We start from the raw sequence: 25,594 nt of genomic DNA, 5'->3' as shown, positions 1-25,594 counted from the left end.
TATTTCTATTAAGAGTATTTTTACTAGGTCAAGTTATTCCAATATAATATCAAACTGATCGTAAGGTGCCGTACGATGTGCCAGATGCCTGGTCAATTTTGAAATCCCAAACAAGGGAGAATAAGTACGTACTTTGATCGTTTTACCATCCGGCATAAATTCCAGAATGCGAAGCCAACCATCCCCTCCGTTCCCTTCCGGACCGCCTCCTACATATTGTACATTAAACGTCATTTGTGATACATCTTTCCCGGCACTGTTCTTATCCACCCGATAAGCCACATTATTCTCATATTCACCGGTGCCTCTTCCCACATGTCCGCAAAGTACGAGACGGATATTGGAAGAAGGATAAATAAGTTTCTCCCAAATAGCCTGCCCCGAGTTTTGTGGAGAAATCTTATACCCATCTTTCGTAACGCGCTTATTACCTATATCAAGATAAGAATGAGTGATAAAAATCACCTTATGATTCTTGTATTCCGGCTTGTTTACCAAATCTTTCGCCCATTGCAGAACTTCATCACGAGGCACAAACTCTACTGCTATAACCAAAATCTTTCCCCATCCCGGCTCATCAAACTCAAAAGCCGAATTCTCTAAAGACGCCCTGCCTTCACGATTAGGAAATTCACTGACACAGATATTCCGCCAGGTAGAATTTCGTTCAAAAGGAATATAATCAGGAAAATAAGTACGACCGTTTTCTGCGGCTTTGTATCCATAATCATGATTGCCTGCGGCAATAATATAAGGTACTTTGTTATCCAGTCTTTTCAAAGCCTGCGATGCTGCCTCCCACATTTCACGACTGGTCTGGTTCAGCATCTTACGGTTTAATACATTATTATCATTCTGCTCCACCAAATCGCCTGTACAAAGGACAGCTTTAATTTTAAGCGACTCTATATTGTCCGCAATCCATGCGGTACAAAGATCAAAAAGCGGCTGGTTAATATCATACTTGGTATATCCCTGTGGATCACCGAGCAAAATCATAGAAAAGGATTCCGGATTGACCAATTTCTGGGGATCAGCCCGATGCTGCGCCGGGAGACAAGTGACAGAAGCACACAATATCCCGGCCAATAAATAGTTGAATAGTTTCATAGATTACTCTTTTTCTTCTTCGTTTTTAAATACAGGTGCACGAGATACGGATGCCGGTGTGCCATTAGTAATATAAGGCCAGCCATCACTGCTCCATTGTATGCGGTCACACATCAATTGACGACCATTATCTATTTTCGCTTTCTGCCAGGCATGATAGAAGAACCAGTCATTACCCTCGTCATCCGTGATAATTTCGGAATTGTGTCCGGTTCCGGCAAACAGGTTATTACCCTGTAGAATTACTTCATTATAACTACTATTTTCTTTCATCACAGTACCGTTTTTACCCACATAAGGACCTTCGATATTTTTAGAACGCCCCACCACTACACGATACGTACTTCTTTCCTCTTCACAACAACTACCCGTAGAGCCAAATAGATAATAATAATTCCCGCGTTTATGAACCATGATGCCTTCTATTGAAGGACCCGCTATCTTTTCGGAAACAGCCCCTTTAATGGATAGACCGTCAGCACTTAACTCTACATAACGGATACCTCCTTCATAGCCTTTAGAAGTACTATTATAACTTCCCCAGAAAAGATACTTCTTACCATTATCTTCAAAATAACAAGGGTCGATGCACTGCATAGTACCAGAATTGTAGTCAAGAAGTTTTCCGTGATCCGTAAAAGGTCCTACAGGAGAGTCGCTGACCGCCACCCCGATACAACTATTCTTAGGCAAGTCCCAGTGCCCGAGAGTATAATAGAGCACATATTTGCCATTGATATAGTTAATGTCCGGAGCCCATAAGCGAGTGTCCGGCTGCCAGTTCGGTTTTTGCAGAAAGGCTGCCCCAGCATAAGTCCACTGTGTCATATTAGTAGATTTGTAAATCGGAATATAGATATTATCCTGTTGGGTAACATACAAATAAAAGTTCCCGTCTGCCGCATGAATTATTGTCGGATCAGGCAACTGTTTGCCGACTATAGGATTGGAGAATGAAACAGGGTTAGGTGTACTCCCCCCACCCCCATTTCCATTACCGTTACCCGGCCCATCCGGTTGTTCGTCAGAGCCACCGGAACATGCCATGATACACAATGCTGTTGCAATTAAAAAAGATAATTTTTTCATATATACTTTATTAGTTAAAACTAAGATTAATTTATCCAACCTTCATTCTGTTCCAAATTCGAGTTCATTTCCATTTCTTTAGCAGGAATAGGCCAGCTCCAGCACTGATCTCCCAACCAGTACCAGGTATAAGTCGTTTCACCCCACATCTGCATCAGACCGTTACGATTATTATCAAACTTCTTATCTTTCCACGTTCCCCAACGCAATTCATGGAAATACATGGAATCTTCGCCACCGATTTCCCAGTAATACTCATTCCGGATACGTTCACGCAAATCACTCTGCCCGTTAACTTTCGTAGCAGGATAAGTTGCATTATTCAATTCGACATGCCCTGCACGACGTCTTACTTCATTAACACATCTGATTGCTTCGCTTTCATGGGTACTTCCCCATTCATTTAGCGCTTCTGCTTTCAGGAGCAATACTTCCGCATAGCGTATTAATGGAATATCCAATCCATAAGTATCACGTTCTGTCTGTTCCAGACCTTCAGGTACAAACTTTCTCCATAGATAGTAAAACTTATCGTTTGTATCAGTACGGATATCAAAAGGCTCTGCACTGTCCGAGCCACGATAAGGCCAACGCAATGTATAAGTATGAGCTATTCCAGAAGAAGCACCATTGTATTGTGCGTAAGGGGTAATGACAGCCATTTGCAGACGTGGATCACGGCTCTCGTAAGCTTTTTTGATACGTGCTTCATTGCCACTATCCAGATATTTGCTCATATCGGCCCCATAGGCAGTCATACGTTCCTTTTCTGCCGCGGACAGTCCGTCACGTAGAAAAAACACCACACGTTCTTTTTCTTTCATCGTACTATAGCCCGGCAAGTAGTTATCCCAATTAAATTTTTCTCCGGTTGCCGTTTCAAAGGATTCTACAAAATGCGGATTAGGCAAATAGTTATTCCACATAGAACCTGCTGTACAACGGTTGCCGTAAGTGATGTTCCTTGTATTGGAGAAGCCGTATTGCTTGATGCATTGCACAGAGAATATCATTTCTTCACATTGTTCATTTGCTATTTTCAACAACTGCTTATAACTGGTAGCACCGGCCTTAGTATATAACCCGAAACCACAGTCAGCCACAGAATTAAAATCATCAACCGCCGCCTCCCAATTCTTCTGCCACATATATACTTGTCCGCGTAATGCATAAGCAGCTCCTTTGGTTACCCGTCCATAGTTAGAGTCACCCGAATTATATTTACCCGGTAGATTGGGTTCATTCACACAATCTGTCAGATCCTGGAGTATAGCCGCCCAAACATCCGCTTCTGAAGAACGGGCTTTGTTACCGTTTTCAGGACTCGTGATTGCATTCATATATAACGGCACTCCTTTATACAAGATATTCAAGCGCATATAAGCAAATGCACGCAAGAATTTACATTCGGCGATAGCCCGTTGCTTCTCTCCGGTCGACATATCAGGAACCTGACCAATATTATCTATCACATCATTAGCACGATAGATAAAAGTATAAAAACGTTTATAAATATCACTGAACAGGCCACTTGAGGGAGTAGCTGCTCCTGTACAATTAGGCATTCGCTTAATCCAGTTCTTGTCTGTATCCATCACAGAAGAATAAGCATCCCATGGAATCCGGTGCGAATCCAAAATGCCGGAGTTAGGACAATATTGATCCAGAAAGACATTATATACGCCGATAACAGCCTGTTCGGCCAAAGTTGCTTTCGTCCAGATACTACTACCGCTTATGTTATTGGTAGGAGTAGTATCTAAAAAGTCCGCACCGCATCCAGCCATAGAGAAAGACAGCAAGGCAATAGATGCACATCTTACTAATTTCCGAAATATTTTTATTTTGTTTTTCATCATAAAATCGTTTTAGAGTAAGTTTAGAAAGTGATATTTACACCGAATGCATATTGTCTCATAGTAGAATATCCCACTGCGGTACGCATTTCCGGGTCCATTCCTTCATACCCGGTAATGGTAAATAAATTTTCACCGGAAGCAAAGAAACGGATATTCTGTGCATATACTTTTTTCGACAGGACAGCAGGCAATGTATATCCGATAGTCAGGTTCTTCAGTTTAATATAATCCCCTTTTTGCAAATGTACTGATGACTGTGTCATACCACTTTGGTCGTTACCGGAGTTATTTGTCAAGCGAGGATTCTTTGAACTCAAGTTCGTGCGCGGATCATTGGGATTTTTGGGATCAAAGAAATAGTGATCGTTTGCTATTGCTTCCCCAATAGCATATCCTTTGATGGTAGCACTGCTGTTCAATGCCAAACGATAGTAGTAAATCTTGAAACCTGCCGCACCGGACCAGTTCATGGAGAAATCGAAGCCTTTCCAATTAGCGCTTGCCTGCAGACCGAAGTTATACTTGGGCACATTGGAGCATCCCTGAAACTCATTATCAGCGTCATTACCATATACACCGTCGCCATTTAAGTCAGCATAGATGTAATCACCATACCAAATGCCACTCTTACTGACGTTCTGACGCGGATAGAACTTATACCCTGCCCCTACCATAGCATTCAGCCATTTCATGTCGTCTACTGTACGGATCATTCCGTCTCTCGGACCACCGTTGATATTGACTGTTCCATCTGCGTTAAAACCGTTTCCACTGCCCTTATATGGTTGCAACATATAGTATTCATTAATCATTTTACCCTCTATTACACGGGTAGATCCTCCGGTAGAGACATCGCCGATATTGGTTTGATAAACACGGTTCCCGTTTTCATCTGTCACCCAGCCACGCTGCAACTCTCCTTTGTATTTACTGACCTTGTTCTGGTTATAGGCAAAGTTACCGGATACACGATATTCTACTTTACCGATACGGTCTTGCCAATTCAGGGTCATTTCAATACCGCGGTTAGTCACTTCCGCAATGTTCTGACGAGGGCCACTGGCTGTCCCAAGAGACATGTACATATCAGGACGATATAAAATTCCATCCGTTACTTTATTATAAAATTCAGCCTCGAACGTCAGACGGTTTCTAAGAGTTGCAAAGTCGACACCAATGTTCGTAATAGCAGTGCTCTCCCATTCCAACAGGTTATTAGAGATAGAAGTGACTGCCAATCCGTTATTAAGACTACCACCAAACGCGTACTTTGCCGAGTTATATACAGCCTGCCATTCGTAGTTACCAATCGCATTGTTCCCTAACTTACCCCACGAAGCACGTAATTTCAGATTGTCGATAGGAAGTCCTTTCATAAATCTCTCTTCACTGATTCTCCACCCGGCAGAGAAAGATGGAAAAAGCCCCCAGCGATTATCCGGAGCAAAACGGGAGGAACCGTCATAACGCATATTAACCTCGAATAAATAACGGCTGTCGAAAGCATAGTTAATACGACCGAAGTAAGAACGGGATGTAAATTCCTCACCTGTACCACCTATGGAAGAAGGAGTAGTAGCAGAACTTGAATCACCCACAGACGAATCTATTAATCCAAGTTTGGCAGTGTCGGTAGTCCGTTTGACAAAACGTTCTTCTTCAAAGCCCAATAACATACCAATATCATGCTTATAAAAAGTCTGGTTATAGTTGAGCAAGTGCGTTAATTTCCAATGGTTTTCACGGACATACGCCATACGGGTATACAAATCGGCAGGATCTTTGGGGGCAGCTATCCACTGATCTGTACTAAAACTATATTTCCCATAATCCGTATTTACGGACATCGATTCATAACGGTAATCTTTATAGTTCAGATTAACATCGTATGAAAAGTGTTTCAGAAACTTCACGTTGGCATAGAAAGTAGTAAAGAACTGCGTGTTTTTGATATGCCCTTCCGATTGTGCCATGTCCCACAGAGGATTGTGAGATTGCGGATCTTCCTCGTTCGCTTCCGGCGCACCATATTTTCCGTCATAATATGGATATACGCCCGGTATCATTTTTTGGGTATTGATATTGGTGAGTGAACCGGTATCGCTTTTCTTCTGGTCAGTGTGATACCCCCATACGCGAGTACCAATACGTAACCACTTAGTAATATCCGAATAAACATTGGCACGCAAAAAATAGCGTTGGTATCCGGTATCCTTGATTAATCCCGGATTGTCAGTATAAGATATAGAAAGATTATATCCGGTACGTCCCTCCTGTCCAGTGACGGAAAGCGAATGTTTCATCATCCAGTCGTTACTATATATCTCATCGTACCAATCTGTATTAGGATAAGCTACATAATTAGGATAGCCGGAAGCCGAAATGCCATTCGGATCTTTTTCCGCCTCACGCCATTGATTGATGGTAATGTCGCTGAAAGGAGCAGATTCTCCTATATTAGTAGCAGCTTCGTTCATCAATTCCATATACTTGGCGTAGTTAGATACCGTTTTTATCAGTTTGGTAGGTTGATTCAGTGAAAAAGTAGCATTGTAGGACACGCTGACCTTTCCTGTTTGTCCGGTTTTGGTAGTAACCAGAATAACCCCATTTGCCCCTCGGTTACCATAAATAGCACACGAGGCCGCATCTTTCAGGATGGAAATAGAAGCAATATCGTTGGGATCTACATTATTCAGACTTTGTTCCATCCCATCCACCAACACGAGTGGTGAAGAACTGTTCAGGGTACCTACCCCCCGAATATTGAAAGAAAAGCCTTCATTATATGGAGTCCCGGAGCTTTGCATCACCTGCAAACCGGCTGTCATACCGCTCAACGCCTGCGAAGCACTGACCAAAGGACGGGAAAGTGATTCCTTTTCCAAATTTACCGTAGCAACCGAACCGGTCAGGTTCACCTTCTTTTGTGTGCCATAACCAACCACTACTACTTCTGAAAGCATTTTCACATTCTCTCCCATTACAATGTTGAATGTCGTCTTGCCGGGCGACAATGAAATTTCCTGCGTGTCAAAACCGATATAAGACACTTGCAATTTCTTAGCGTCCTCCGGTATTTCCAGTTCAAATTTCCCTTCCATATTACTCACCGTGCCAATATTAGTACCGGGAATTGATACCGATACTCCAATTAACAATTCATCATTGACATCGCTGATGACACCATTGATACGTCGTTTCTTATCCGATTTCTGAACGACAGGCCGGGTGATAATAATATGATTATCTTTTATTTTATAAATCAACTCCTGCCCTTTCAGAATCTGATCCAGTGCCTTGCTTATCGGTTGATTATCTACCTTTACAGTTACCTTACGGGTCAGGTCCAGATCATTTTTCTCATATACTAAGGATACATTTCCTTTGACCTCCAACTCCCGGAACGCTTTGCGCACCGTTACGTCCTGCAAATGTAAGGTCACCTGCTGTGCGTGAACCGACAGTGGAAGAACTGCAGCTAATAGCACGAAGAACATGTATTTGATGATTTTACTCATTGATTTAAGTTTTTATGTGTATATCTTTTGTTACTAACTCATTGTTTTACAATATTCTTATTTAAACATTATCCAGGATTGCGAACTAGCCTCATTATCCGCATTTTTAACATTGCCGTTCGTTTCCCAGTCGTATCTACCGGCTACCTTTCCTAAAGGCACCCCTCTACTATCATCCCGAATAACAACAGGACTATGATAGTTCTCACCAAACACAATGGCATCCGTACAACCCACTTCCTGCAATGCCACAGCAACTTCCCGTAAAGAAGAGCCATCACTAAAGACATTCCAAGCTGCTTTTACCGAGTTATAAGAATTCGTAAAACGATTACTTACAAAAATGACCAAGTCTCCTTCTTCCGTGATACCGACAGCCCGGCGTCCTACAGGCTTGCCATCAAAAGTCCAGATGCTTACCGGATTAGCAGCCCATGAATTACTTCCTGACAATGCTCCATCCATTCCTCTGTTACGGGTCGAAGTATTTCTTCCTTCATTAGTGGCAAATGTCTTGTAAAGTTCTGCATTTTCTCCGGCAATCATGATCTGCCCTTTTTGCAACGGATAGGAATATCCACTGACAGCACTGGTTGGAGACCACTGTACTCCATTGGCAGCTTGTTTGCCGGCTCCGCCGCTGGTAAACTTATACAAGTTATTATCTATCACTTCTGCATACGAAATCTCCGCTTTTCCATCAGCTGTAATTCCCAGAGTTCCCGGACAATACTTCAAAGAAGTAGATAGGTTATATCCGAGACGCGGTGCGGATAGCAGCCCACTATCATTCCACCCGAGGCTATAAAATATCGGTACCCAGAATTGCCCGGACAATCCCGGAACAAACAATGAATAATCCATATTATCATTCATGATAGCTGTTGTACGATGTTGAGCAGTGGGTTCAGCCCATGTTACATTGTCTTTATTCATATCCCAGCTAACCTTCATATTTATTCTACCGGCAGGAATAGTTATCAACCATCCCGTATTACCGCTCCTTCCATGCAAGTTTTTATTTTCATAGACAATCATGAAATCAGGAATACAAATACTACTGTGTTGGCTTTTTAGATCAGCAGTAATATTTTTCCAGTTTACCCCTGCGTCAATAATTCCATTTACAGCACTCAACTGATATTTTTTAGTCATGTTGTTCGTATTGTCTTTTACAGTAATAGTAAGTGTGCTACTTAGGTCAACAATCAGGTTCCCATTTTCATCTTTTTGACTGGAGGGATCCGTAGAGATGATTTCTGCGTTATCTGCCAAAGTCGGCATCAACACTACGTTTGCAAATACAGTGTTTTGTTTGAAACGTAACGAAGCGATGCCATTAATAAAGTTAGCACTAACCTGCTCTGTGTTACAAGTAGCCGTTACACCTCGAAGCAACTGGGTAGAAGTGCTGAAAATGGTATATTCAATATCATCTGCTCCATCATTCACTTTAATACGGGTGATACCGCTGCTCAAGTCCAGTACAGCATCAGTAGTGAGCGGATCAATGGGCTTTGCCCATTCATCCGCCAGTTTGAGTTTCACATTCACCGCACTTTGGTCGTCCAAAATGCGAAAATCTAAGGCTATGACCCTACTGTTCTGGTCAATAAGACCATTTATCCAGTTCCCTGTGCCATCTTCTGCCTGTATGGCTACCAATGGTTCTTTTACGTACCCCGGATCTTCGGATAAGACAACACCTTTCAGTTCATCTTCTCCGCATGACGTGAATATAAACACAAGGAATGTGCTTAATAGAAAATGTAGTTTCTTCATACAATATTATTTAAATAAGAAATAGCTTATTTTCTGTTATTCCTGAAAACAATCTTTATCCTGCATGACTAAACTAAAACAGCTGTTTGTATACCTTATAACTTAAAAAAGAGTGTCGCGCTATGCTCTTTTACAATCCTTCTTTTTACCATTCATAGAGATTCAGGTTAAAATATGCTTTATTGGCCTATTCATTAATATGACAGCCAGATTAATAAAAAGTATAGTGAGAAATGATTTTTTTATTCGTTCAGCCCTTCAACTCATCTTTTTATTAGTGAGTTTGGTCATCTTACATTTTTTCAATACCTTGCCCCCGAATTATCCATCGGAGAAACAGAACCTGTGAGTATTCACCTTAATATATTAACTAATAAATCAAATATACGATTTCTGAAAGACATAATGGAAAAAAACCTGGAAACAGAGATTATCGAGGCCCTGAAATCGGGTAAAGAGGAGGCATTCCGATACATCTATAAAACTTACTATACAGATCTTTGCCGGATAGCGAGAGGGTATTTGACAGACTCTTATCTATCAGAATCTATAGTAGAAGATTTGGTGTATAGTCTATGGGAAAACCGCTCTAAAATAACAATTAACACCTCATTGAAGAACTACCTTTTCAGAAGTGTAGCCAATAAGTGTATCAATTATCTTCAGCTTGAATATGTGAGAAGGGAAACGGCCTGCTCGTCAGAAGACCTGGTCATTTACAGCGATTTATGGTCCTTGGGCGAAAATCCGGTTGAGCATTTAGAGGGTAAAGAGCTACATTCTATTATCCAGAAGACGATTGACGGCTTATCTCCGGAAACCCGGAAGGTATTTTTATTGAGTCGTTTTGAGAACAAAAGACAAGAAGAAATTGCCGAAATCATGGGAATCACTATTCATACAGTGAAATATCACATGCGAAGTGCACTGGATAAACTGAAGGAAGCAGCAAGATCTTATCTTGCCCTGATTGTAATGTTTATTACGAATATATTTAATTAATATTAAAAAGCAAAGTAATTCACTATACTTCTTCTATTGACAAACTGTCCTGATGATAGCGCAGGTATATGATTTTCAATAGATATTAAGTTTAAGATGGTATGAAAGAAGAATTTGACAGACTGATATATGATTTCCTCTCGGGAAGTATCACCAAAGAGGACTTGCATAAGTTGAACGAATGGATATACTCCGATCCGGAGAATCAGAAATATTTTGAACAGCAGAAACGAATCTGGCTTCTGTCTGCCGAGTATAAAAATGTATCTGTACACGAAGAACAAGCCTATAACAGATTTGCGAAACGAATCCGCAAACATAAGAGTGCTCCGGCAGGAAAGATGAGAAGAGCCTTATTTGTGAAGTATGCAGGTTACGCAGCGGCAATCATTATATTACTGTTTACCACTCCTTTTATAATTTATAATTTTACAACACCTGATGATTCTTTGATTTCCGAAGTATACGCTCCAAGAAAATCGAAATTAAAAATGAAGCTTCCTGACGGTTCTATAGTGTGGTTAAACGCAGATTCCAAGCTTTCTTACTCCGAGAGTTTTAGTCGAAAGAATCGCAATGTCCGGCTGGAAGGCGAAGGGTATTTTGAGGTAGAGCATGGAGAGCATCCATTTGTTATACAAACAGACTCCGCACAGATCAAGGTACTGGGTACTAAGTTTAACGTTAAAAATTATGGTGATGAGAATTATATAAAGGTATCACTCCTAGAAGGTTCCATTGTCTTATTGTGCATCAACCAAGAGTTTATAATGAAGCCTAATCAAACGATGACAGTTAATAAGCTTGACCAAACTTATAAGCTGACCGAGAGTGCTGACTATGCTGAACAGTGGATCAACTGCAAAGTATTCTGGGATGAAGTTCCTATGTCGATCATTTCTAAAGAGTTGGAGCGCCAGTTTGATGTGACATTCGCATTTGAGTCAGAGCAACTCAAGAATTTGATTTTCCATGGAAGTTTTATTATAGAAACAAATAATTTGGAGAAAATATTGGATATTATGTCTGAAACAAATAAATTTAGCTACTCAATTGAAAAAGATAAGGTATATATCCATTCATTGAAAAAATAAGAAACGATTAAAGAATCTTCAAAAATAATATCATGACCGCACAAGAGTTTTTTAAGAACGATCTGTTTGCCGAAAATGCAGGAGTAGTACTGCTGGAAGTACGCAAAGGTTACAGTAAAGCCAAATTAGAAATAAAACCCGAACATCTTAACGCAGGTGCCCGCACACAAGGAGGAGCGATCTTTACGCTGGCAGACCTTGCGCTTGCCGCAGCTGCCAACTCGCACGGCACACTAGCTTTCTCTCTCTCGTCCACTATTACTTTTCTGCGTGCCAGCGGCCCCGGAGATACTCTCTTTGCCGAAGCACGCGAACGCTATATCGGTCGAAGTACAGGTTGCTATCAGGTAGATATAACAAACCAAGACGGAGAGTTGATTGCAACTTTTGAATCTAGCGTATTCCGAAAGGATCAGAAAGTGCCTTTCGAAGTTCAGGAATAAAACAGGAAAGCGCATCAACACTTTTAAAAGTATACCTTTTAGAAACAGATAACGCGGATGATACGGATAAAAAGATAATAAATCCGTGTCATCCGCGTTATCCGCGTCTAAAAAATAACAGGTTGGCAGGGCCATTTACTTCTGATATGCCTTCGTTTTTTCTCTATATCTATTTAACGATAGAAGTCAGCGGATGCCGGTTACCCGTCACATTATTCAGGAATGCTTTTGCCGAACCGAAGTTCAGGAATAAATCCAGACGGACAGGAAGATGGTTCAAGTCGTCCGTCACGAAGAAAGTAATCACCTCCTTTTCTTTTCCTTTCTTATCATATTCTACCAATGAGAAGATCAGGCAACGGTAAGTAACTCCATTCTCCGCTTTCACATTTTCTTTTCCACGGTAGATAAGCGTTTGCTCTTCCACTTTACGGCCCGTAGCCATCGGGAACTTGATTTTGTCTCCCACCTTATAATCTGCAGGGTCGTAAGAACGTGCCTGCGCCAAGATGCTTAACATATCGTATATACAACGGCTATCGCTAGCTTCAGATTCATCAAACGCTCCATCCCGGTAAGTACGTTTCTGGTTTACGAGGCAAAGACCGTCCTTATAAGAAAACCAAGCCTCATCGACCGTGTAACGTTTTCCCTCTTCGGCACCTTTGCGGAAATAGCGCGGTTCCAGTTTTTCACCGATCACACAAGTCAGCGTATCGCGCATCTTGAAAAAGAAGTCTGCCCGTTTACTGCCCAAAGCAAGCAGATTGATCCGGTAGGCTGGCTGCGAATGATAAGTGGTCGCATTCGTTGTCAGACTGGCGAGTCCGGCTTTCACCCAGACAAACTTCCAGTTGAAGTATAAATCATACATTACATGTTCGCCGGATTGAAACGCATCATTCTTCGCTTCACATTGGGCACTGGCAGGGAGGGCGAAGATTCCCGTCAGTAATGCCACCAATCCAATAATAAGGTTACGTCGAACGTCAACGACGGCGGTTCTGATTATTTCGATCCCTATCTTTCTTTTTCTTGTCTTCATCTGGTTTTTGTTTTTTAAGTTCGTCCGGTTTCTGCTTATCCACTGGAGTCGCATGAATATCCCACGGTTGGGTCACATCCCACAACGCTTTATATTCCAATATCGTCGGATAGTAGTAAACAGCCTCCGGCTGGATGCCTTTAGCAAAGTCTCCCGTGTCCCATTCACCATTTCCATTTGTGTCATTGATTAATCGGGCTGCATATTTTCCCGGATTCAGGAAGTAGAAATCGACCATTCCGTCCTCTTCCACTCTCCGCTTACGGACCACTTTGTCCTGGGCGTCAAGCAATTCGACAAAGGCCAGTGAATCCGCTCCCGTCACATTGAAATGAAGCGTGAAATATTCATCTTCACTACGCACCTTGAATCCTTGTTTTATCTTATCGGTAAATAATCCGTATATTCCGTGGAAGGCAGTCGAGTCTACCGAGAATTCATATTCCAATGTCGGTTCCCAGTCATAATACAGATTAAACTTCTTCAGATTCACTGAATCCTGCTCAAATTCGAATGGTATATCTTTCCAGAGCGTATCTACTTTTTGCCGCAGATGTATGGCGGCAGTGTCGAAACTGGCTATCGGTTCTTCAAAATTCAAAGAAATAGATCCATATACATCCATTGACGAAGGGGCATTGACATTCACCGGCAAGAATTTCGTCGGTTCGGGTTCATCCTCTTCCCCTTTCTTTTTCTTCTTTTTCTTTTTGTCCTTATCCGGCTCCTCTTTCTTATATTTCTGTTTCGAAACGAGGTTCAGCGTATCTGTACGGGGCACTAGCTGATTCAAAGTATCTGTATAAAGATAAGTCAGACTCATGGCCAGCGTATCCTGCTTGAAGAGCAGAGAATCTTTCACCCAATAATGGATCGTATCGTTCCGCTGATTCTTTTCGATGACAAAAGCATCCTTTTCATCGAAGTTCAAACCTTTCAAGACAGGCAAAGTGTCCGCCTTACCGGCAAAATAGAAAGTGAACTTTTGAGGAACCAGTCTTTCCGACTTGATAAGATATTGCGAATAGTTGAGCTCTTTAAAAGCACGGAGAATGACATCATCCGGCAAATAATGCATATATTTCTTCTCAACAATCGTGTCGTAAGTCAATGAGTCCACCCAAGCCGTATCCATGCGGATGCGTTCTTCCATGCGGGGAATAATCAACGAATCGTGGAAAGCGATCATCTCACTCTTCTGGTTGAAGGTAAAATTCTGGTCGGCATCCATCAATCCATAGATGCGATATTTGCCGGGAGCTACACCACGGATGGAGAAACGTCCACGGCTGTCTGTACGTGCCACACGGTCGAAAGGCAATTTGTTGAAAGCCGAATCGTTCAGGTTGGAATGTAGTCCGACAAGCATACCTTTAATAGGCTCCAGGTTAGAGGCATCGAGCATCGTTCCTGCTACTTCCATCGTATCGATTTCCGTACCGGTAGAGAACGTAAATGCAAAGTTACCCAACGGATTACCTTCATTATTGTCGACAATTGCATCCGAGAAGTCAATCGTATAGGTCGTGTTAGGCTTCAGAGAGTCGAGCAGGTTGACTTGTATTCTCTTGCCGGAAGCCTTGATTTCCGGTTGCTGTATCTGGGGAGGGGAAACAACGACTTTCTCGGTCGCTTTCTCCAGCTTAATAAACTCGTCGAACATCAAAGAGACTTTAGTCCTTTTATTATTCAAAGCCCCCGCCTCCGGAGTGCTGCCGATGAAACGGGGCGGCGTCTCATCGTATGGTCCACCGTCCGGCCGTCCAATACTGGCGCAGGAATATAACATCGCCCCCAGCGTTACTACCGGAAGCACCTTGCGAACTATTTGTTTTATCTTTTGATTCTCAAATTGTAACATGCTGCAAAAATAAGCGTTCTTATTCAATAAACACCACACTTTCTAGCTAATTTATTAAAAAAGGAAAGGGTGACTTAAGGTAATAAACAATATTTGCGACGTTTTTATTTTTTTCCTGCTAATATAATTAGTTTTATTGCCTAAAGAGATTACCTTTGTTGCCTAATCTTTTTTCGTTCCACTATAGTGTTCCGCAAAGAACACTATAGTTTCCCTTGCGGAGCACTATAGTGGGACGAAAGAGAAACTATAGTGGAACGAAATAAAAGTAGCAAGTGAAGTAAATCCGGATAGGCAAACGGATTTATCAATGTGCCTACACTAAATAAAAACGAATATGAGTATACAATATGACCTTTACGACACACCTGACATTCAACAAACAGGCGACGCACAACCGCTTCATCCCCGCGTAGTATTCAAAGGAACCGTCGATCAGGAAGAACTTCTAGACCGTGTACACAAATTCACAGGAATAAGCCGCAGTTTACTGGCGGGCGCCATGCAGTCTTTCCAAAACGAGTTGAGAGACCTGATTGCCAACGGATGGATTGTGGAACTGGGAGATATCGGATATTTTTCAGTGTCTTTGAAGGGACCTCGTGTAATGAAGAAAAAAGATGTACACGCACAATCCATAGAACTGAAAAATGTCAATTTCCGGGTAAGTAGCCAGTTTAAGAAAGAAGTAGGCCAGCAAATGAGACTGGAACGTGGAGAATCGATGACTCGTCACCACAGAAAAGGGCACAGCGAAGAAGAATGTTTGACAATAATCAACCAGCATCTGAACAAATATCCCTGCCTGACCCGCACCGACTATAGCCGATTGACAGGACACGACAAAAAACGTGCTTTGAAAGAACTGAATGCTTTTATCGAACGTGGACTCTTAATCCGTTATGGAACAGGCAAACAGGTGGTTTATGCAAAGAAAACAGAAAGTTAAGTTAAAATCATCTAGCAGAATTACCTGGAATTCCAATTCTGAACTGAACAAAAAAACAATAATTCAGTGTAGGGTTCTTTTTATATTAATCATATTTATACTGACTTTTAGTAAATCAGAACTATCTATGAAATTATAAAACAAGATTACTTGCTTTATCAATATTTATTGCTACTTTTGTAGCGGTTTCCTTTCATACGTAGAGAGGAACATTTTATTTTTTTATAGAGAACGATTATTTATTGCATTCAACCATAAATTCGGCAAAAATTTACCGCGAATGACAATAAGTGATGTCAGGTCTCGCGCACACTTCTGTATATAATTTGTTTATATACCCAATGGGCGTGGGACTATCACTTATGTCGCGGAGGGTCTTTGCCGAGCCTATGGTTGGCGTACAGTTGATAGTTTCCCACGCTCTCTTTTTTAAACCGCGCACCATAGGGAAATGATGCGACAAACATAACAAAGATATGTACGATGACCTGAAAGAAAACATTATTCTAGTAATGCAGCACCCTATCGCGCGCCGCCCCATCTCCAACTTATCAGATGAAGAACGAGAAAAAGCATTCGACTTGTTGAACTATCTTTCAACTTTATCCGTTGACGAAAACTATACCTTATTAGATTACATCCAAATGGCACGTCTTGAATATGCACTTGGAGAGCTTGAGTATAAAACAACCAATGATACAGAAAAAGTAATACGACATTTTAGAACCGCCCTCCAACATCTGGAGAAAGGAGGGTTCGACTTAAGTATAAGCAAGTGGACAGAGTTAGTCAGCCTGCGAACCAAAGAAGACACGGAATAATTCAGAATCATAACCCTTACCAGTATATATAGAAGATAGAAAACAAAGCGAAAAAGATTGCTTGTGCAAGTAGTCCTTTCGTTCTATCTTCGAAGAGGATGCCTTCCCCACACTTGATACCCCAATATCTTGATCGGCATCCTCTTCTTCTATCTTTCTGCCAAATCTTTTTTACATAAAATTCCCCAATACAGCAGTATTCTACTTATTAACTAATTTATTAACGCACAATTCTTTTTCAGCTTGGTCATGAATTTCGGAAACCATATCTTTGCGTCGTGATCACAAAACAACAATAAAACAGATTAACTAACTATTAAAAGAAGAAAGACTATGGCATTAAAGTATGTTGTCAAGAAAAGAGTTTTCGGCTTTGACAAAACAAAGACTGAAAAGTATGTAGCACAGAATGTAATTACCAATACGGTAAATTTCAGAGATTTATGCAAGGAAGTATCCATGTTCGGTATGATTCCCGAAGGCGCAGTGAAGCACGTGATTGACGCACTGATTGATGCGTTGAACACGAACCTCAACAAAGGATTGTCTGTGCAATTAGGTGACTTCGGATGTTTCCGTCCGGGCATGAGTTGCAAAAGCCAGAAAGAGGAAAAAGATGTAGATGCCGATACCGTTCGTCGAGTGAAAATTGTATTTACGCCGGGATATAAATTTAAGGATATGCTGGATAATGTAAGTATTTACAAGACGGAAGGAAACGGCGGCACCTCTTCCGGAAATGGAGGGGGAAATAAACCGGAAAATCCGGACGAAGGCGGTAGCGGTGAGGCTCCGGATCCTGCAGCATAACGTATGAATCATATCTATATATGTATTAGTTATACGCAAGTCTACGTATAAACAGCGTATAAGAACTGACTAATATAACAGCCAATTTTTATTAACGTGAGATACCTTTTCCACCGCGGTGGAAAACTGTATCTCACGTTTTTACTGATTAGAGTAAGTAAAATACTCTATTTTCTAGCTAATTTATTAAAAACTAGCCTTAATTGAATGATTTTTTGACCTTCACTGAATAAAATATTCCCTATCTTTGACTCCCGAAATTCAAACCTAATACAAAAAACCCATGAAGAAACAACTACTCTCTTGCTGCTTGGCTGCATTGGGACTGACAGCAATTCAAGCGCAAAGCTTCAACGAGTGGAAAGATCCGGAAGTGAATTCCGCAAACCGCTCCGCTATGCACACTAATTACTTTGCTTTCGCATCGGCTGATGAAGCTAAAGCCGGCATTAAAGAAAATTCCGCAAATTTCATGACCCTGAACGGTCTTTGGAAATTCAACTGGGTGAGACACGCAGACGCACGCCCGACCGACTTTTACCAGACTAATTTCAACGACAAAGGTTGGGATGATCTTCAAGTTCCCGGTGTTTGGGAGTTGAACGGCTATGGTGACCCTATCTATGTCAACGTAGGATATGCCTGGAGAAGCCAATTCAAAAACAACCCTCCGCTAGTGCCGACAGAAAACAACCACGTAGGCTCTTACCGCAAAGAAATCATCCTTCCTGCCGACTGGAAAGGCAAAGAAATTTTCGCACATTTCGGCTCGGTAACTTCCAACATGTACCTTTGGGTGAACGGACGTTACGTAGGATATAGCGAGGACAGCAAACTGGAAGCCGAGTTCAACCTGACCAACTACCTGAAACCGGGTAAAAACGTGATTGCTTTCCAGGTATTCCGCTGGTGCGACGGCAGTTATCTGGAAGATCAGGACTTCTTCCGCTACTCTGGCGTAGGACGTGACTGCTATCTTTACGCACGTGACAAGAAATACATCCAGGATATTCGCCTCACTCCAGATTTGGATAGCCAATATAAAGACGGTACGCTGAACATAGCCATTGATCTGAAAGGAAGCGGCACAGTTGCCTTGGACTTGACAGATACTCAAGGTAACAGTGTAGCAACTGCCGACCTGAAAGGCTCTGGCAAATTAAACACTACCCTATCCATCTCCAACCCGGCCAAATGGACTGCCGAAACGCCTAATCTCTACACGCTGACCGCTACACTGAAAAACGGCAACAACGTAGTAGAAGTAATCCCCGTTAAAGTAGGATTCCGCAAGATTGAGCTGAAAGGCGGACAGATACTCGTCAACGGGCAACCGGTACTCTTCAAAGGAGCCGACCGTCACGAAATGGACCCGGACGGCGGTTATGTCGTTTCTCTCGAACGTATGTTGCAGGATATCAAAGTGATGAAAGAATTGAATATCAACGCTGTACGTACTTGTCATTATCCGGACGACAACCGTTGGTATGACCTTTGTGACCAATATGGTCTGTATGTAGTGGCCGAAGCCAACGTAGAATCTCACGGAATGGGTTACGGCGATCAGACACTGGCAAAGAACCCGAGTTACGCTAAAGCTCACATGGAGCGTAACCAACGCAATGTACAACGCGGATACAACCATCCGTCCATCATCTTCTGGTCACTGGGCAACGAAGCCGGCATGGGACCGAACTTTGAGAAATGCTACACTTGGATTAAGAACGAAGACAAGACACGTGCCGTACAGTATGAGCAAGCAGGAACCAGCGAATTCACCGATATTTTCTGCCCGATGTATTATGACTACGACGCTTGTATCAAATATAGCGAAGGCGACATCCAAAAGCCGTTAATCCAATGCGAATACGCGCACGCAATGGGTAATTCACAGGGAGGATTCAAAGAATACTGGGACATCATCCGCAAATATCCGAAATATCAGGGTGGATTTATCTGGGACTTTGTAGATCAGTCCTGCCACTGGAAAAACAAAGACGGAGTAAATATCTATGGTTATGGCGGCGATTTCAACAAATACGACGCTTCGGACAACAACTTCAACGATAACGGTTTAATCAGCCCCGACCGCATGCCTAATCCGCATGCTTATGAAGTAGCTTATTTCTATCAGGATATATGGACCACTCCTGCGGATCTTGCCAAAGGTGAAATCAATATCTTCAACGAATATTTCTTCCGCGACCTCTCTGCATATTATATGGAATGGCAATTACTGGCAAACGGGGAAGTAGTGCAAACAGGCATTGTATCCGACCTGAAAGTTGCACCCCAGCAAACTGTGAAAGTGCAAATTCCGTTTGACGTGAAGAATATCTGTCCTTGCAAGGAATTGTTGCTGAATGTGAGCTATAAACTGAAAGCCGCCGAAACGTTGCTGCCGGCAGGAACGACTATCGCTTACGACCAGTTAAGCATCCGCGACTACAAAGCACCGGAACTGAAACTGGAAAATCAACAGGCTTCCAATATTCCGGTTATCGTGCCCAGTATTTTGGACAACGACCGCAATTACCTGATTGTTAAAGGTGAAAACTTCTCTATGGACTTCAATAAGCACAATGGTTACCTTTGTCGCTACGACGTCAATGGTATGCAAATGATGGAAGACGGCAGCGCATTGACTCCTAACTTCTGGCGTGCACCGACCGACAATGATTTCGGAGCCGGACTGCAACATAAATACGCTGCATGGAAGAATCCGGAACTGAAACTGACTTCTCTGAAACATGCTATTGAAAACGATCAGGCAGTGGTTCGTGCAGAATATGACATGAAGTCGATAGGTGGAACATTGTCACTGACTTATACTATTAATAATAAAGGTGCAGTGAAGGTTACTCAAAAGATGGTGGCAGACAAGAGTAAGAAGGTTTCTGAAATGTTCCGCTTCGGTATGCAAATGCGTATGCCTGTCAACTTCAACGAGGTAGAGTACTACGGCCGTGGTCCGGGAGAAAACTATGCTGACCGTAACCACGGAGCCATGCTAGGCAAATACCGCCAGACAGTAGAAGAACAATTCTATCCTTACATCCGCCCGCAGGAAACCGGAACCAAAACGGATATCCGCTGGTGGAGACTTCTGAACATTAGTGGTAACGGATTGCAATTCATATCGGATGCTCCTTTCTCTGCTTCTGCCCTGAATTATACCATCGAGTCATTGGATGACGGTGACGGTAAAGATCAACGTCACTCACCGGAAGTAGAAAAGGCAGACTTCACCAATTTCTGTATCGATAAGGCACAAGCAGGGCTTGCTTGTGTGAACAGTTGGGGAGCTATACCACTGGAAAAATACCGTCTTCCTTACCAAGATTATGAGTTAAGTTTTATTATGACTCCTGTATATCATAAAATAAAGTAAAAAACATAGTTAAAAAACACGGTATCAGAGAACAAGAATACCGAATTTAAAGTACTTTTGCAGCCGGAAACTAATTTAACCGAATTAGTTTCCGGCTTTTTCTTCCTTAACCCCCTTAATCTATATGGACGAACAGCACACTGGCAACAAACGCATTAAATTAAAAAACAGATATTTATTAAGTATGAAAAGTAGAATTGTTTTATTTGCATTTTGCGTAGCCCTCTTGTCTAGTTGTGGCAATAAGGGCAATGACACAGGAAAGGCTCCTGAATATGCAGTACAAGAGTTACAAAAAACAACTGCCAATTTAACAACCGCTTATCCGGCTACAATCAAAGGTAAACAAGATGTAGAAATCCGCCCCCAAGTATCGGGCTTCATCACGAAACTGTGCGTAGACGAAGGAGCAACTGTACGTAAGGGACAAGTGTTGTTCATTGTTGACCCGACTCAATATGAAGCAGCCGTACGCACTGCCAAAGCAGCAGTTGCTACAGCCGAAGCAGCAGTGAGCACTCAACAAATGACGTATGACAATAAGAAAGAGTTGAACAAGAAGCAAATTATCAGTGACTATGACCTGGCAATGGCAGAAAACTCTCTGGCACAAACCAAAGCACAGTTGGCACAGGCAAAAGCACAACTGACCACTGCTCAACAGAACTTGTCATTCACACAAGTTAAAAGCCCGTCAGATGGTGTTATCAACGATATTCCTTATCGTATAGGGGCACTAGTAAGCCCTTCTATCGCTACACCGATGACTACCGTATCCGAAATTGACGAAGTATACGTATACTTCTCAATGACAGAAAAGGAATTGCTGGCAATGACCAAGTCCGGTAGCACAATCAAAGAAGAAATCAGCAAGATACCGACTATCAAACTGCAACTAATCGACGGTTCCACATACGATGTAGATGGAAAAGTAGACGCTATCACAGGCGTTATCGACCAATCTACCGGTTCGGTAAGCATTCGTGCTATCTTCCCGAATAAGGAACATGTATTGCGTAGTGGAGGCACGGCAAACGCTCTGATTCCTTATACCATGGAGAATGTAATCACTATACCGCAGTCTGCAACAGTAGAAATCCAGGATAAGAAGTTCGTTTATGTTCTGCAACCGGACAACACAGTGAAATATACAGAAATCAAAATCTTTAATCTGGATAACGGGAAAGAGTACTTGGTTACTTCCGGTTTGAATTCAGGAGATAAAATTGTAATCGAAGGAGTACAAAACCTGAAAGATGGCCAGAAGGTTCAACCTATCACACCAGCGCAGAAAGAAGCAAACTATCAACAACATTTGAAAGACCAACGCGACGGTAATTTAGCCACAGCCTTCAACTAATAATCAGATAATCATATGAAATTAGATAGATTTATTAACCGTCCGGTACTATCAACCGTTATTTCTATCCTGATAGTCATCCTGGGGGCTATCGGATTGGCGACACTGCCTATCACGCAGTATCCGGACATCGCGCCTCCTACCGTTTCGGTAAGAGCCACCTATACGGGAGCCAGTGCATCGACCGTATTGAATTCCGTGATTGCTCCATTGGAGGAACAGATCAACGGTGTAGAAAACATGATGTATATGACCTCAACTGCGTCAAACACAGGTTCCGGTGAGATATCCATATATTTTAAACAAGGAACAGACCCGGACATGGCCGCTGTCAATGTACAAAACCGTGTCTCTATGGCACAAGGTCTGTTGCCTGCCGAAGTAACTAAAGTCGGTGTAACCACCCAAAAACGCCAGACTTCCATGCTGGTAGTATTCTCTCTATATGACGAGACAGATACATATAGCGAATCATTTATTGAAAACTATGCTAAAATCAACCTAATCCCACAAGTACAACGTGTTCAAGGTGTAGGTGATGCTAACGTTTTGGGTCAGGATTATTCTATGCGTATCTGGTTACGACCGGACGTCATGGCACAATACAAGCTCGTACCTAGTGATGTTTCCACTGCTCTGGCAGAACAAAATGTCGAAGCAGCTCCAGGACAGTTCGGTGAACGAAGTAACCAAACTTTCCAATATACTATCCGCTATAAAGGACGTTTGCAACAGCCTGAAGAGTTTGAAAATATCGTTATCAAATCTCTTCCTGACGGTGAAGTACTCCGTCTGAAAGATATAGCAGAAATTCAGCTGGACCGTTTGGGATATAACTTTACCAACCGGGTAGACGGCCACAAATCTGTGACTTGTATCGTATACCAGATGGCAGGAACCAATGCGACACAGACCATCAGTGATATTGAAGCATTGTTGGATGAAGCATCAAAAACGTTACCTACCGGATTGAAACTGAACATCTCCATGAATGCCAACGACTTCCTCTTCGCTTCTATCCATGAAGTATTGAAGACGTTGATCGAAGCATTTATCCTGGTGTTTATCGTAGTGTATATCTTCTTGCAGGATTTACGTTCGACATTGATTCCGACTATCGCCATTCCGGTAGCTCTGATCGGTACTTTCTTCATCCTGTCCCTGGTAGGATTCAGTTTGAACTTGTTGACGTTATGTGCGCTCGTGCTTGCTATTGCGATTGTGGTCGACGATGCGATTGTGGTCGTCGAGGGTGTGCATGCCAAGCTTGACCAAGGTTATACATCTGCCCGTCTGGCTTCTATCGATGCCATGAATGAATTGGGTGGTGCTATCGTATCTATTACGTTGGTCATGATGGCTGTATTCGTTCCGGTAAGTTTCATGGGAGGTACAGCAGGAACATTCTATCGTCAGTTCGGTATGACTATGGCTATCGCTATCGGTCTGTCCGCATTGAACGCATTGACTTTGAGTCCGGCTTTGTGTGCCGTTCTTCTGAAACCTCACAAAAAAGAAGACGGAACAACGGAAGACTCCACATTGAAAGAACGTATGAAAGTAGCCTATACGGCAGCCCATACAACTATGATCAACAGATATACCGAAGCTATCGGGAAGATGTTGCATCCGGGAATTACACTTACTTTCACGCTTATTGCCATTCTCGGCATGATCTTTGGTTTGTTCAGTATCAATCCGATAGTTACTGCTATTTTCGTAGTGCTTAGTATTCTGGCACTGATTGGAATGAGTACGAAGAAGTTTAAAAACAGATTCAACGATACATACGAATCAATCCTGAAACGTTATAAGAAACGAGTACTGTTCTTTATCCAGAAGAAATGGTTGTCTATGGGATTAGTTGTCGCTTCCATTGCGATACTTGTATTCTTCATGAACACCACCCCGACAGGTATGGTACCTAATGAAGATACCGGAACACTGATGGGAGCAGTAACATTACCTCCGGGTACTTCTCAAGACCGTTCCGAAGAGATTTTGGCACGTGTAGACAGTCTGATCGCTTCCGATCCTGCGGTATTGTCACGTACAATGATTTCCGGATTCAGCTTTATCGGTGGTCAGGGACCTTCCTATGGTTCTTTCATTATCAAACTGAAAGACTGGGACGAACGTTCCATGATACAGAATTCAGACGTTGTGGTCGGCTCCTTATATATGCGTGCACAGAAGATTATCAAAGAAGCACAAGTATTGTTCTTCGCTCCTCCTATGATCCCGGGTTACTCGGCATCTACGGATATTGAAGTGAATATGCAGGATAAGACCGGTGGTGATCTGAACAAATTCTTCGATGTGGTTAATGATTATACGGCAGCATTGGAAGCACGTCCGGAAATTAATTCAGCAAAGACTTCCTTCAACCCGAATTTCCCGCAATACATGATTGACATTGATGCGGCAGCTTGTAAAAAAGCTGGCATCAGCCCGAGCGATATCCTCACTACTATGCAAGGATATTACGGAGGTTTGTACGCATCCAACTTCAATCGTTTCGGTAAGATGTATCGTGTTATGATTCAGTCAGATCCGTTATCACGCAAAAACCTGGAATCTTTAAAAAATATCAAGGTGCGTAATAGTGCAGGCGAGATGGCCCCGATTGCCCAGTTCATTTCTGTGGAGAAAGTATATGGTCCGGATATTATTAGTCGTTTCAACCTTTATACCTCTATGAAAGTAATGGTAGCTCCGGCAAGTGGTTATACATCCGGTCAGGCATTGACGGCTCTTGCCGAAGTTGCTCAAGAAAACCTGCCTACCGGTTATACGTATGAACTAGGAGGTATGGCGCGTGAAGAGGCTCAAAGTAGCGGAAGTGCTACCGGACTGATTTTTGTACTCTGTTTTGTATTCGTTTACTTATTGTTGAGTGCACAGTACGAAAGTTACATTCTTCCATTGGCCGTATTATTATCCATTCCGTTCGGTCTGTTAGGCAGTTTCCTGTTTGTGAACGGTGTAAGTGCTATCGGTAATATTTCGGCATTGAAGATGATTCTGGGTACGATGTCAAACAATATCTATATGCAGATCGCGTTAATCATGTTGATGGGTCTGTTGGCGAAGAATGCCATCTTGATCGTAGAGTTCGCCCTAGATCGTCGCAAGATGGGTATGAGTATCACTTGGGCAGCTGTATTGGGTGCCGGTGCTCGTCTCCGCCCGATTCTGATGACATCATTGGCGATGGTAGTCGGTTTGCTTCCGTTGATGTTTGCCTTCGGTGTAGGTGCCCACGGTAACCGTACACTAGGTACTGCCTCTATCGGTGGTATGTTAATCGGTATGATTTGCCAAATTTTCATCGTTCCTGCCTTGTTTGTTATCTTCCAGTATCTGCAAGAGAAAGTTAAACCGATGGAATGGGAAGATATTGACAATGCAGATGCCGTAACAGAGATTGAACAATACGCTAAATAATGAAATTCGA

16 protein-coding genes are annotated in these 25,594 nt (G+C 42.4%); 9 read left to right on the top strand and 7 right to left on the bottom strand.

All coding sequences use genetic code 11. From position 1 onward, the window contains the following. Nucleotides 1–33: 33 nt before the first annotated feature. From DWZ47_RS04630 to DWZ47_RS04610, 5 genes are read right to left on the bottom strand one after another with little or no spacing between them, the layout of a single operon-like run. A complete protein-coding gene (locus tag DWZ47_RS04630; protein WP_008023982.1) occupies nucleotides 34–1,110 on the bottom strand; it encodes a metallophosphoesterase in 1,077 nt (358 codons plus the stop codon). 3 nt (nucleotides 1,111–1,113) lie between these two features. Next, entirely contained in the window at nucleotides 1,114–2,199 is a 1,086-nt protein-coding gene (locus tag DWZ47_RS04625; protein WP_004307466.1) for a family 43 glycosylhydrolase, read from the bottom strand. A 26-nt stretch (nucleotides 2,200–2,225) separates the two neighbouring features. Then, on the bottom strand, nucleotides 2,226–4,058 hold the full coding sequence (locus DWZ47_RS04620) for a RagB/SusD family nutrient uptake outer membrane protein (protein ID WP_374938660.1): 1,833 nt from the start codon (nucleotides 4,056–4,058) through the stop codon (nucleotides 2,226–2,228). A 20-nt stretch (nucleotides 4,059–4,078) separates the two neighbouring features. Next, on the bottom strand, nucleotides 4,079–7,579 hold the full coding sequence (locus DWZ47_RS04615) for a TonB-dependent receptor (protein WP_117512399.1): 3,501 nt from the start codon (nucleotides 7,577–7,579) through the stop codon (nucleotides 4,079–4,081). A 57-nt stretch (nucleotides 7,580–7,636) separates the two neighbouring features. Beyond that, complete coding sequence (locus tag DWZ47_RS04610) at nucleotides 7,637–9,361, bottom strand: hypothetical protein (RefSeq protein WP_004307469.1); 1,725 nt, start codon at nucleotides 9,359–9,361, stop codon at nucleotides 7,637–7,639. 405 nt (nucleotides 9,362–9,766) lie between these two features. On the opposite strand from DWZ47_RS04610, the gene DWZ47_RS04605 reads away from it, so the two are divergent. From DWZ47_RS04605 to DWZ47_RS04595, 3 genes are all read left to right on the top strand, one after another. Beyond that, nucleotides 9,767–10,363 (top strand): RNA polymerase sigma-70 factor, encoded by a 597-nt coding sequence (locus tag DWZ47_RS04605; RefSeq protein WP_004310927.1) that lies wholly within the window; start codon nucleotides 9,767–9,769, stop codon nucleotides 10,361–10,363. A 101-nt stretch (nucleotides 10,364–10,464) separates the two neighbouring features. Next, the gene (locus tag DWZ47_RS04600; RefSeq protein WP_004307470.1) at nucleotides 10,465–11,457 is read left to right on the top strand and encodes a FecR family protein; all 993 of its coding nucleotides are present in this window, start codon (nucleotides 10,465–10,467) and stop codon (nucleotides 11,455–11,457) included. A gap of 32 nt (nucleotides 11,458–11,489) precedes the next feature. Further along, complete coding sequence (locus DWZ47_RS04595; protein WP_004298330.1) at nucleotides 11,490–11,900, top strand: PaaI family thioesterase; 411 nt, start codon at nucleotides 11,490–11,492, stop codon at nucleotides 11,898–11,900. Nucleotides 11,901–12,069: 169 nt separating this feature from the next. Here DWZ47_RS04595 and DWZ47_RS04590 read toward each other — a convergent pair whose 3' ends face one another. Then, a complete protein-coding gene (locus tag DWZ47_RS04590; RefSeq protein WP_087317595.1) occupies nucleotides 12,070–12,945 on the bottom strand; it encodes a DUF3108 domain-containing protein in 876 nt (291 codons plus the stop codon). After that, nucleotides 12,890–14,806 carry an Ig-like domain-containing protein gene (locus tag DWZ47_RS04585; RefSeq protein ID WP_117512398.1) on the bottom strand — a complete coding sequence of 639 codons (1,917 nt, stop codon included), beginning with the start codon at nucleotides 14,804–14,806 and terminating at the stop codon, nucleotides 12,890–12,892. The genes DWZ47_RS04590 and DWZ47_RS04585 overlap by 56 nt, the downstream gene beginning before the upstream one ends. 337 nt (nucleotides 14,807–15,143) lie before the next feature. Between DWZ47_RS04585 and DWZ47_RS04580 the strand changes: the two genes are divergently transcribed. The 6 genes from DWZ47_RS04580 (at nucleotide 15,144) to DWZ47_RS04555 (ending at nucleotide 25,584) form a co-directional block, all read left to right on the top strand. Then, entirely contained in the window at nucleotides 15,144–15,755 is a 612-nt protein-coding gene (locus DWZ47_RS04580; protein WP_117512397.1) for a DsbA family protein, read from the top strand. 476 nt (nucleotides 15,756–16,231) lie between these two features. Beyond that, nucleotides 16,232–16,576, top strand: coding sequence for a hypothetical protein (locus DWZ47_RS04575; RefSeq protein ID WP_004307475.1), 345 nt, complete (start codon nucleotides 16,232–16,234; stop codon nucleotides 16,574–16,576). 333 nt (nucleotides 16,577–16,909) lie between these two features. Further along, complete coding sequence (locus tag DWZ47_RS04570) at nucleotides 16,910–17,386, top strand: HU family DNA-binding protein (protein WP_004298336.1); 477 nt, start codon at nucleotides 16,910–16,912, stop codon at nucleotides 17,384–17,386. A gap of 283 nt (nucleotides 17,387–17,669) precedes the next feature. Further along, nucleotides 17,670–20,777 (top strand): glycoside hydrolase family 2 TIM barrel-domain containing protein, encoded by a 3,108-nt coding sequence (locus DWZ47_RS04565; RefSeq protein ID WP_117512396.1) that lies wholly within the window; start codon nucleotides 17,670–17,672, stop codon nucleotides 20,775–20,777. 184 nt (nucleotides 20,778–20,961) lie between these two features. Then, complete coding sequence (locus DWZ47_RS04560) at nucleotides 20,962–22,137, top strand: efflux RND transporter periplasmic adaptor subunit (protein ID WP_032841908.1); 1,176 nt, start codon at nucleotides 20,962–20,964, stop codon at nucleotides 22,135–22,137. 15 nt (nucleotides 22,138–22,152) lie between these two features. Then, nucleotides 22,153–25,584: an efflux RND transporter permease subunit gene (locus tag DWZ47_RS04555; protein WP_004307479.1), complete on the top strand. Its 3,432-nt coding sequence runs from the start codon at nucleotides 22,153–22,155 to the stop codon at nucleotides 25,582–25,584. Nucleotides 25,585–25,594: the final 10 nt, after the last annotated feature.

It is taken from the genome of Bacteroides sp. AF32-8BH (assembly GCF_003435205.1).
Lineage (GTDB): Bacteria > Bacteroidota > Bacteroidia > Bacteroidales > Bacteroidaceae > Bacteroides > Bacteroides ovatus.
Note: the sequence above shows the minus strand (reverse complement) of the source record. Positions and strands in the feature narration are given on the sequence as shown.

Bases quoted from the DNA above. Each gene is read 5' to 3' on its own strand.
- DWZ47_RS04630 (WP_008023982.1), bottom strand. From the start codon at position 1,110: ATGAAACTATTCAACTATTTATTGGCCGGGATATTGTGTGCTTCTGTC.
- DWZ47_RS04625 (WP_004307466.1), bottom strand. From the start codon at position 2,199: ATGAAAAAATTATCTTTTTTAATTGCAACAGCATTGTGTATCATGGCA.
- DWZ47_RS04620 (WP_374938660.1), bottom strand. From the start codon at position 4,058: ATGATGAAAAACAAAATAAAAATATTTCGGAAATTAGTAAGATGTGCA.
- DWZ47_RS04615 (WP_117512399.1), bottom strand. From the start codon at position 7,579: ATGAGTAAAATCATCAAATACATGTTCTTCGTGCTATTAGCTGCAGTT.
- DWZ47_RS04610 (WP_004307469.1), bottom strand. From the start codon at position 9,361: ATGAAGAAACTACATTTTCTATTAAGCACATTCCTTGTGTTTATATTC.
- DWZ47_RS04605 (WP_004310927.1), top strand. From the start codon at position 9,767: ATGGAAAAAAACCTGGAAACAGAGATTATCGAGGCCCTGAAATCGGGT.
- DWZ47_RS04600 (WP_004307470.1), top strand. From the start codon at position 10,465: ATGAAAGAAGAATTTGACAGACTGATATATGATTTCCTCTCGGGAAGT.
- DWZ47_RS04595 (WP_004298330.1), top strand. From the start codon at position 11,490: ATGACCGCACAAGAGTTTTTTAAGAACGATCTGTTTGCCGAAAATGCA.
- DWZ47_RS04590 (WP_087317595.1), bottom strand. From the start codon at position 12,945: ATGAAGACAAGAAAAAGAAAGATAGGGATCGAAATAATCAGAACCGCC.
- DWZ47_RS04585 (WP_117512398.1), bottom strand. From the start codon at position 14,806: ATGTTACAATTTGAGAATCAAAAGATAAAACAAATAGTTCGCAAGGTG.
- DWZ47_RS04580 (WP_117512397.1), top strand. From the start codon at position 15,144: ATGAGTATACAATATGACCTTTACGACACACCTGACATTCAACAAACA.
- DWZ47_RS04575 (WP_004307475.1), top strand. From the start codon at position 16,232: ATGTACGATGACCTGAAAGAAAACATTATTCTAGTAATGCAGCACCCT.
- DWZ47_RS04570 (WP_004298336.1), top strand. From the start codon at position 16,910: ATGGCATTAAAGTATGTTGTCAAGAAAAGAGTTTTCGGCTTTGACAAA.
- DWZ47_RS04565 (WP_117512396.1), top strand. From the start codon at position 17,670: ATGAAGAAACAACTACTCTCTTGCTGCTTGGCTGCATTGGGACTGACA.
- DWZ47_RS04560 (WP_032841908.1), top strand. From the start codon at position 20,962: ATGAAAAGTAGAATTGTTTTATTTGCATTTTGCGTAGCCCTCTTGTCT.
- DWZ47_RS04555 (WP_004307479.1), top strand. From the start codon at position 22,153: ATGAAATTAGATAGATTTATTAACCGTCCGGTACTATCAACCGTTATT.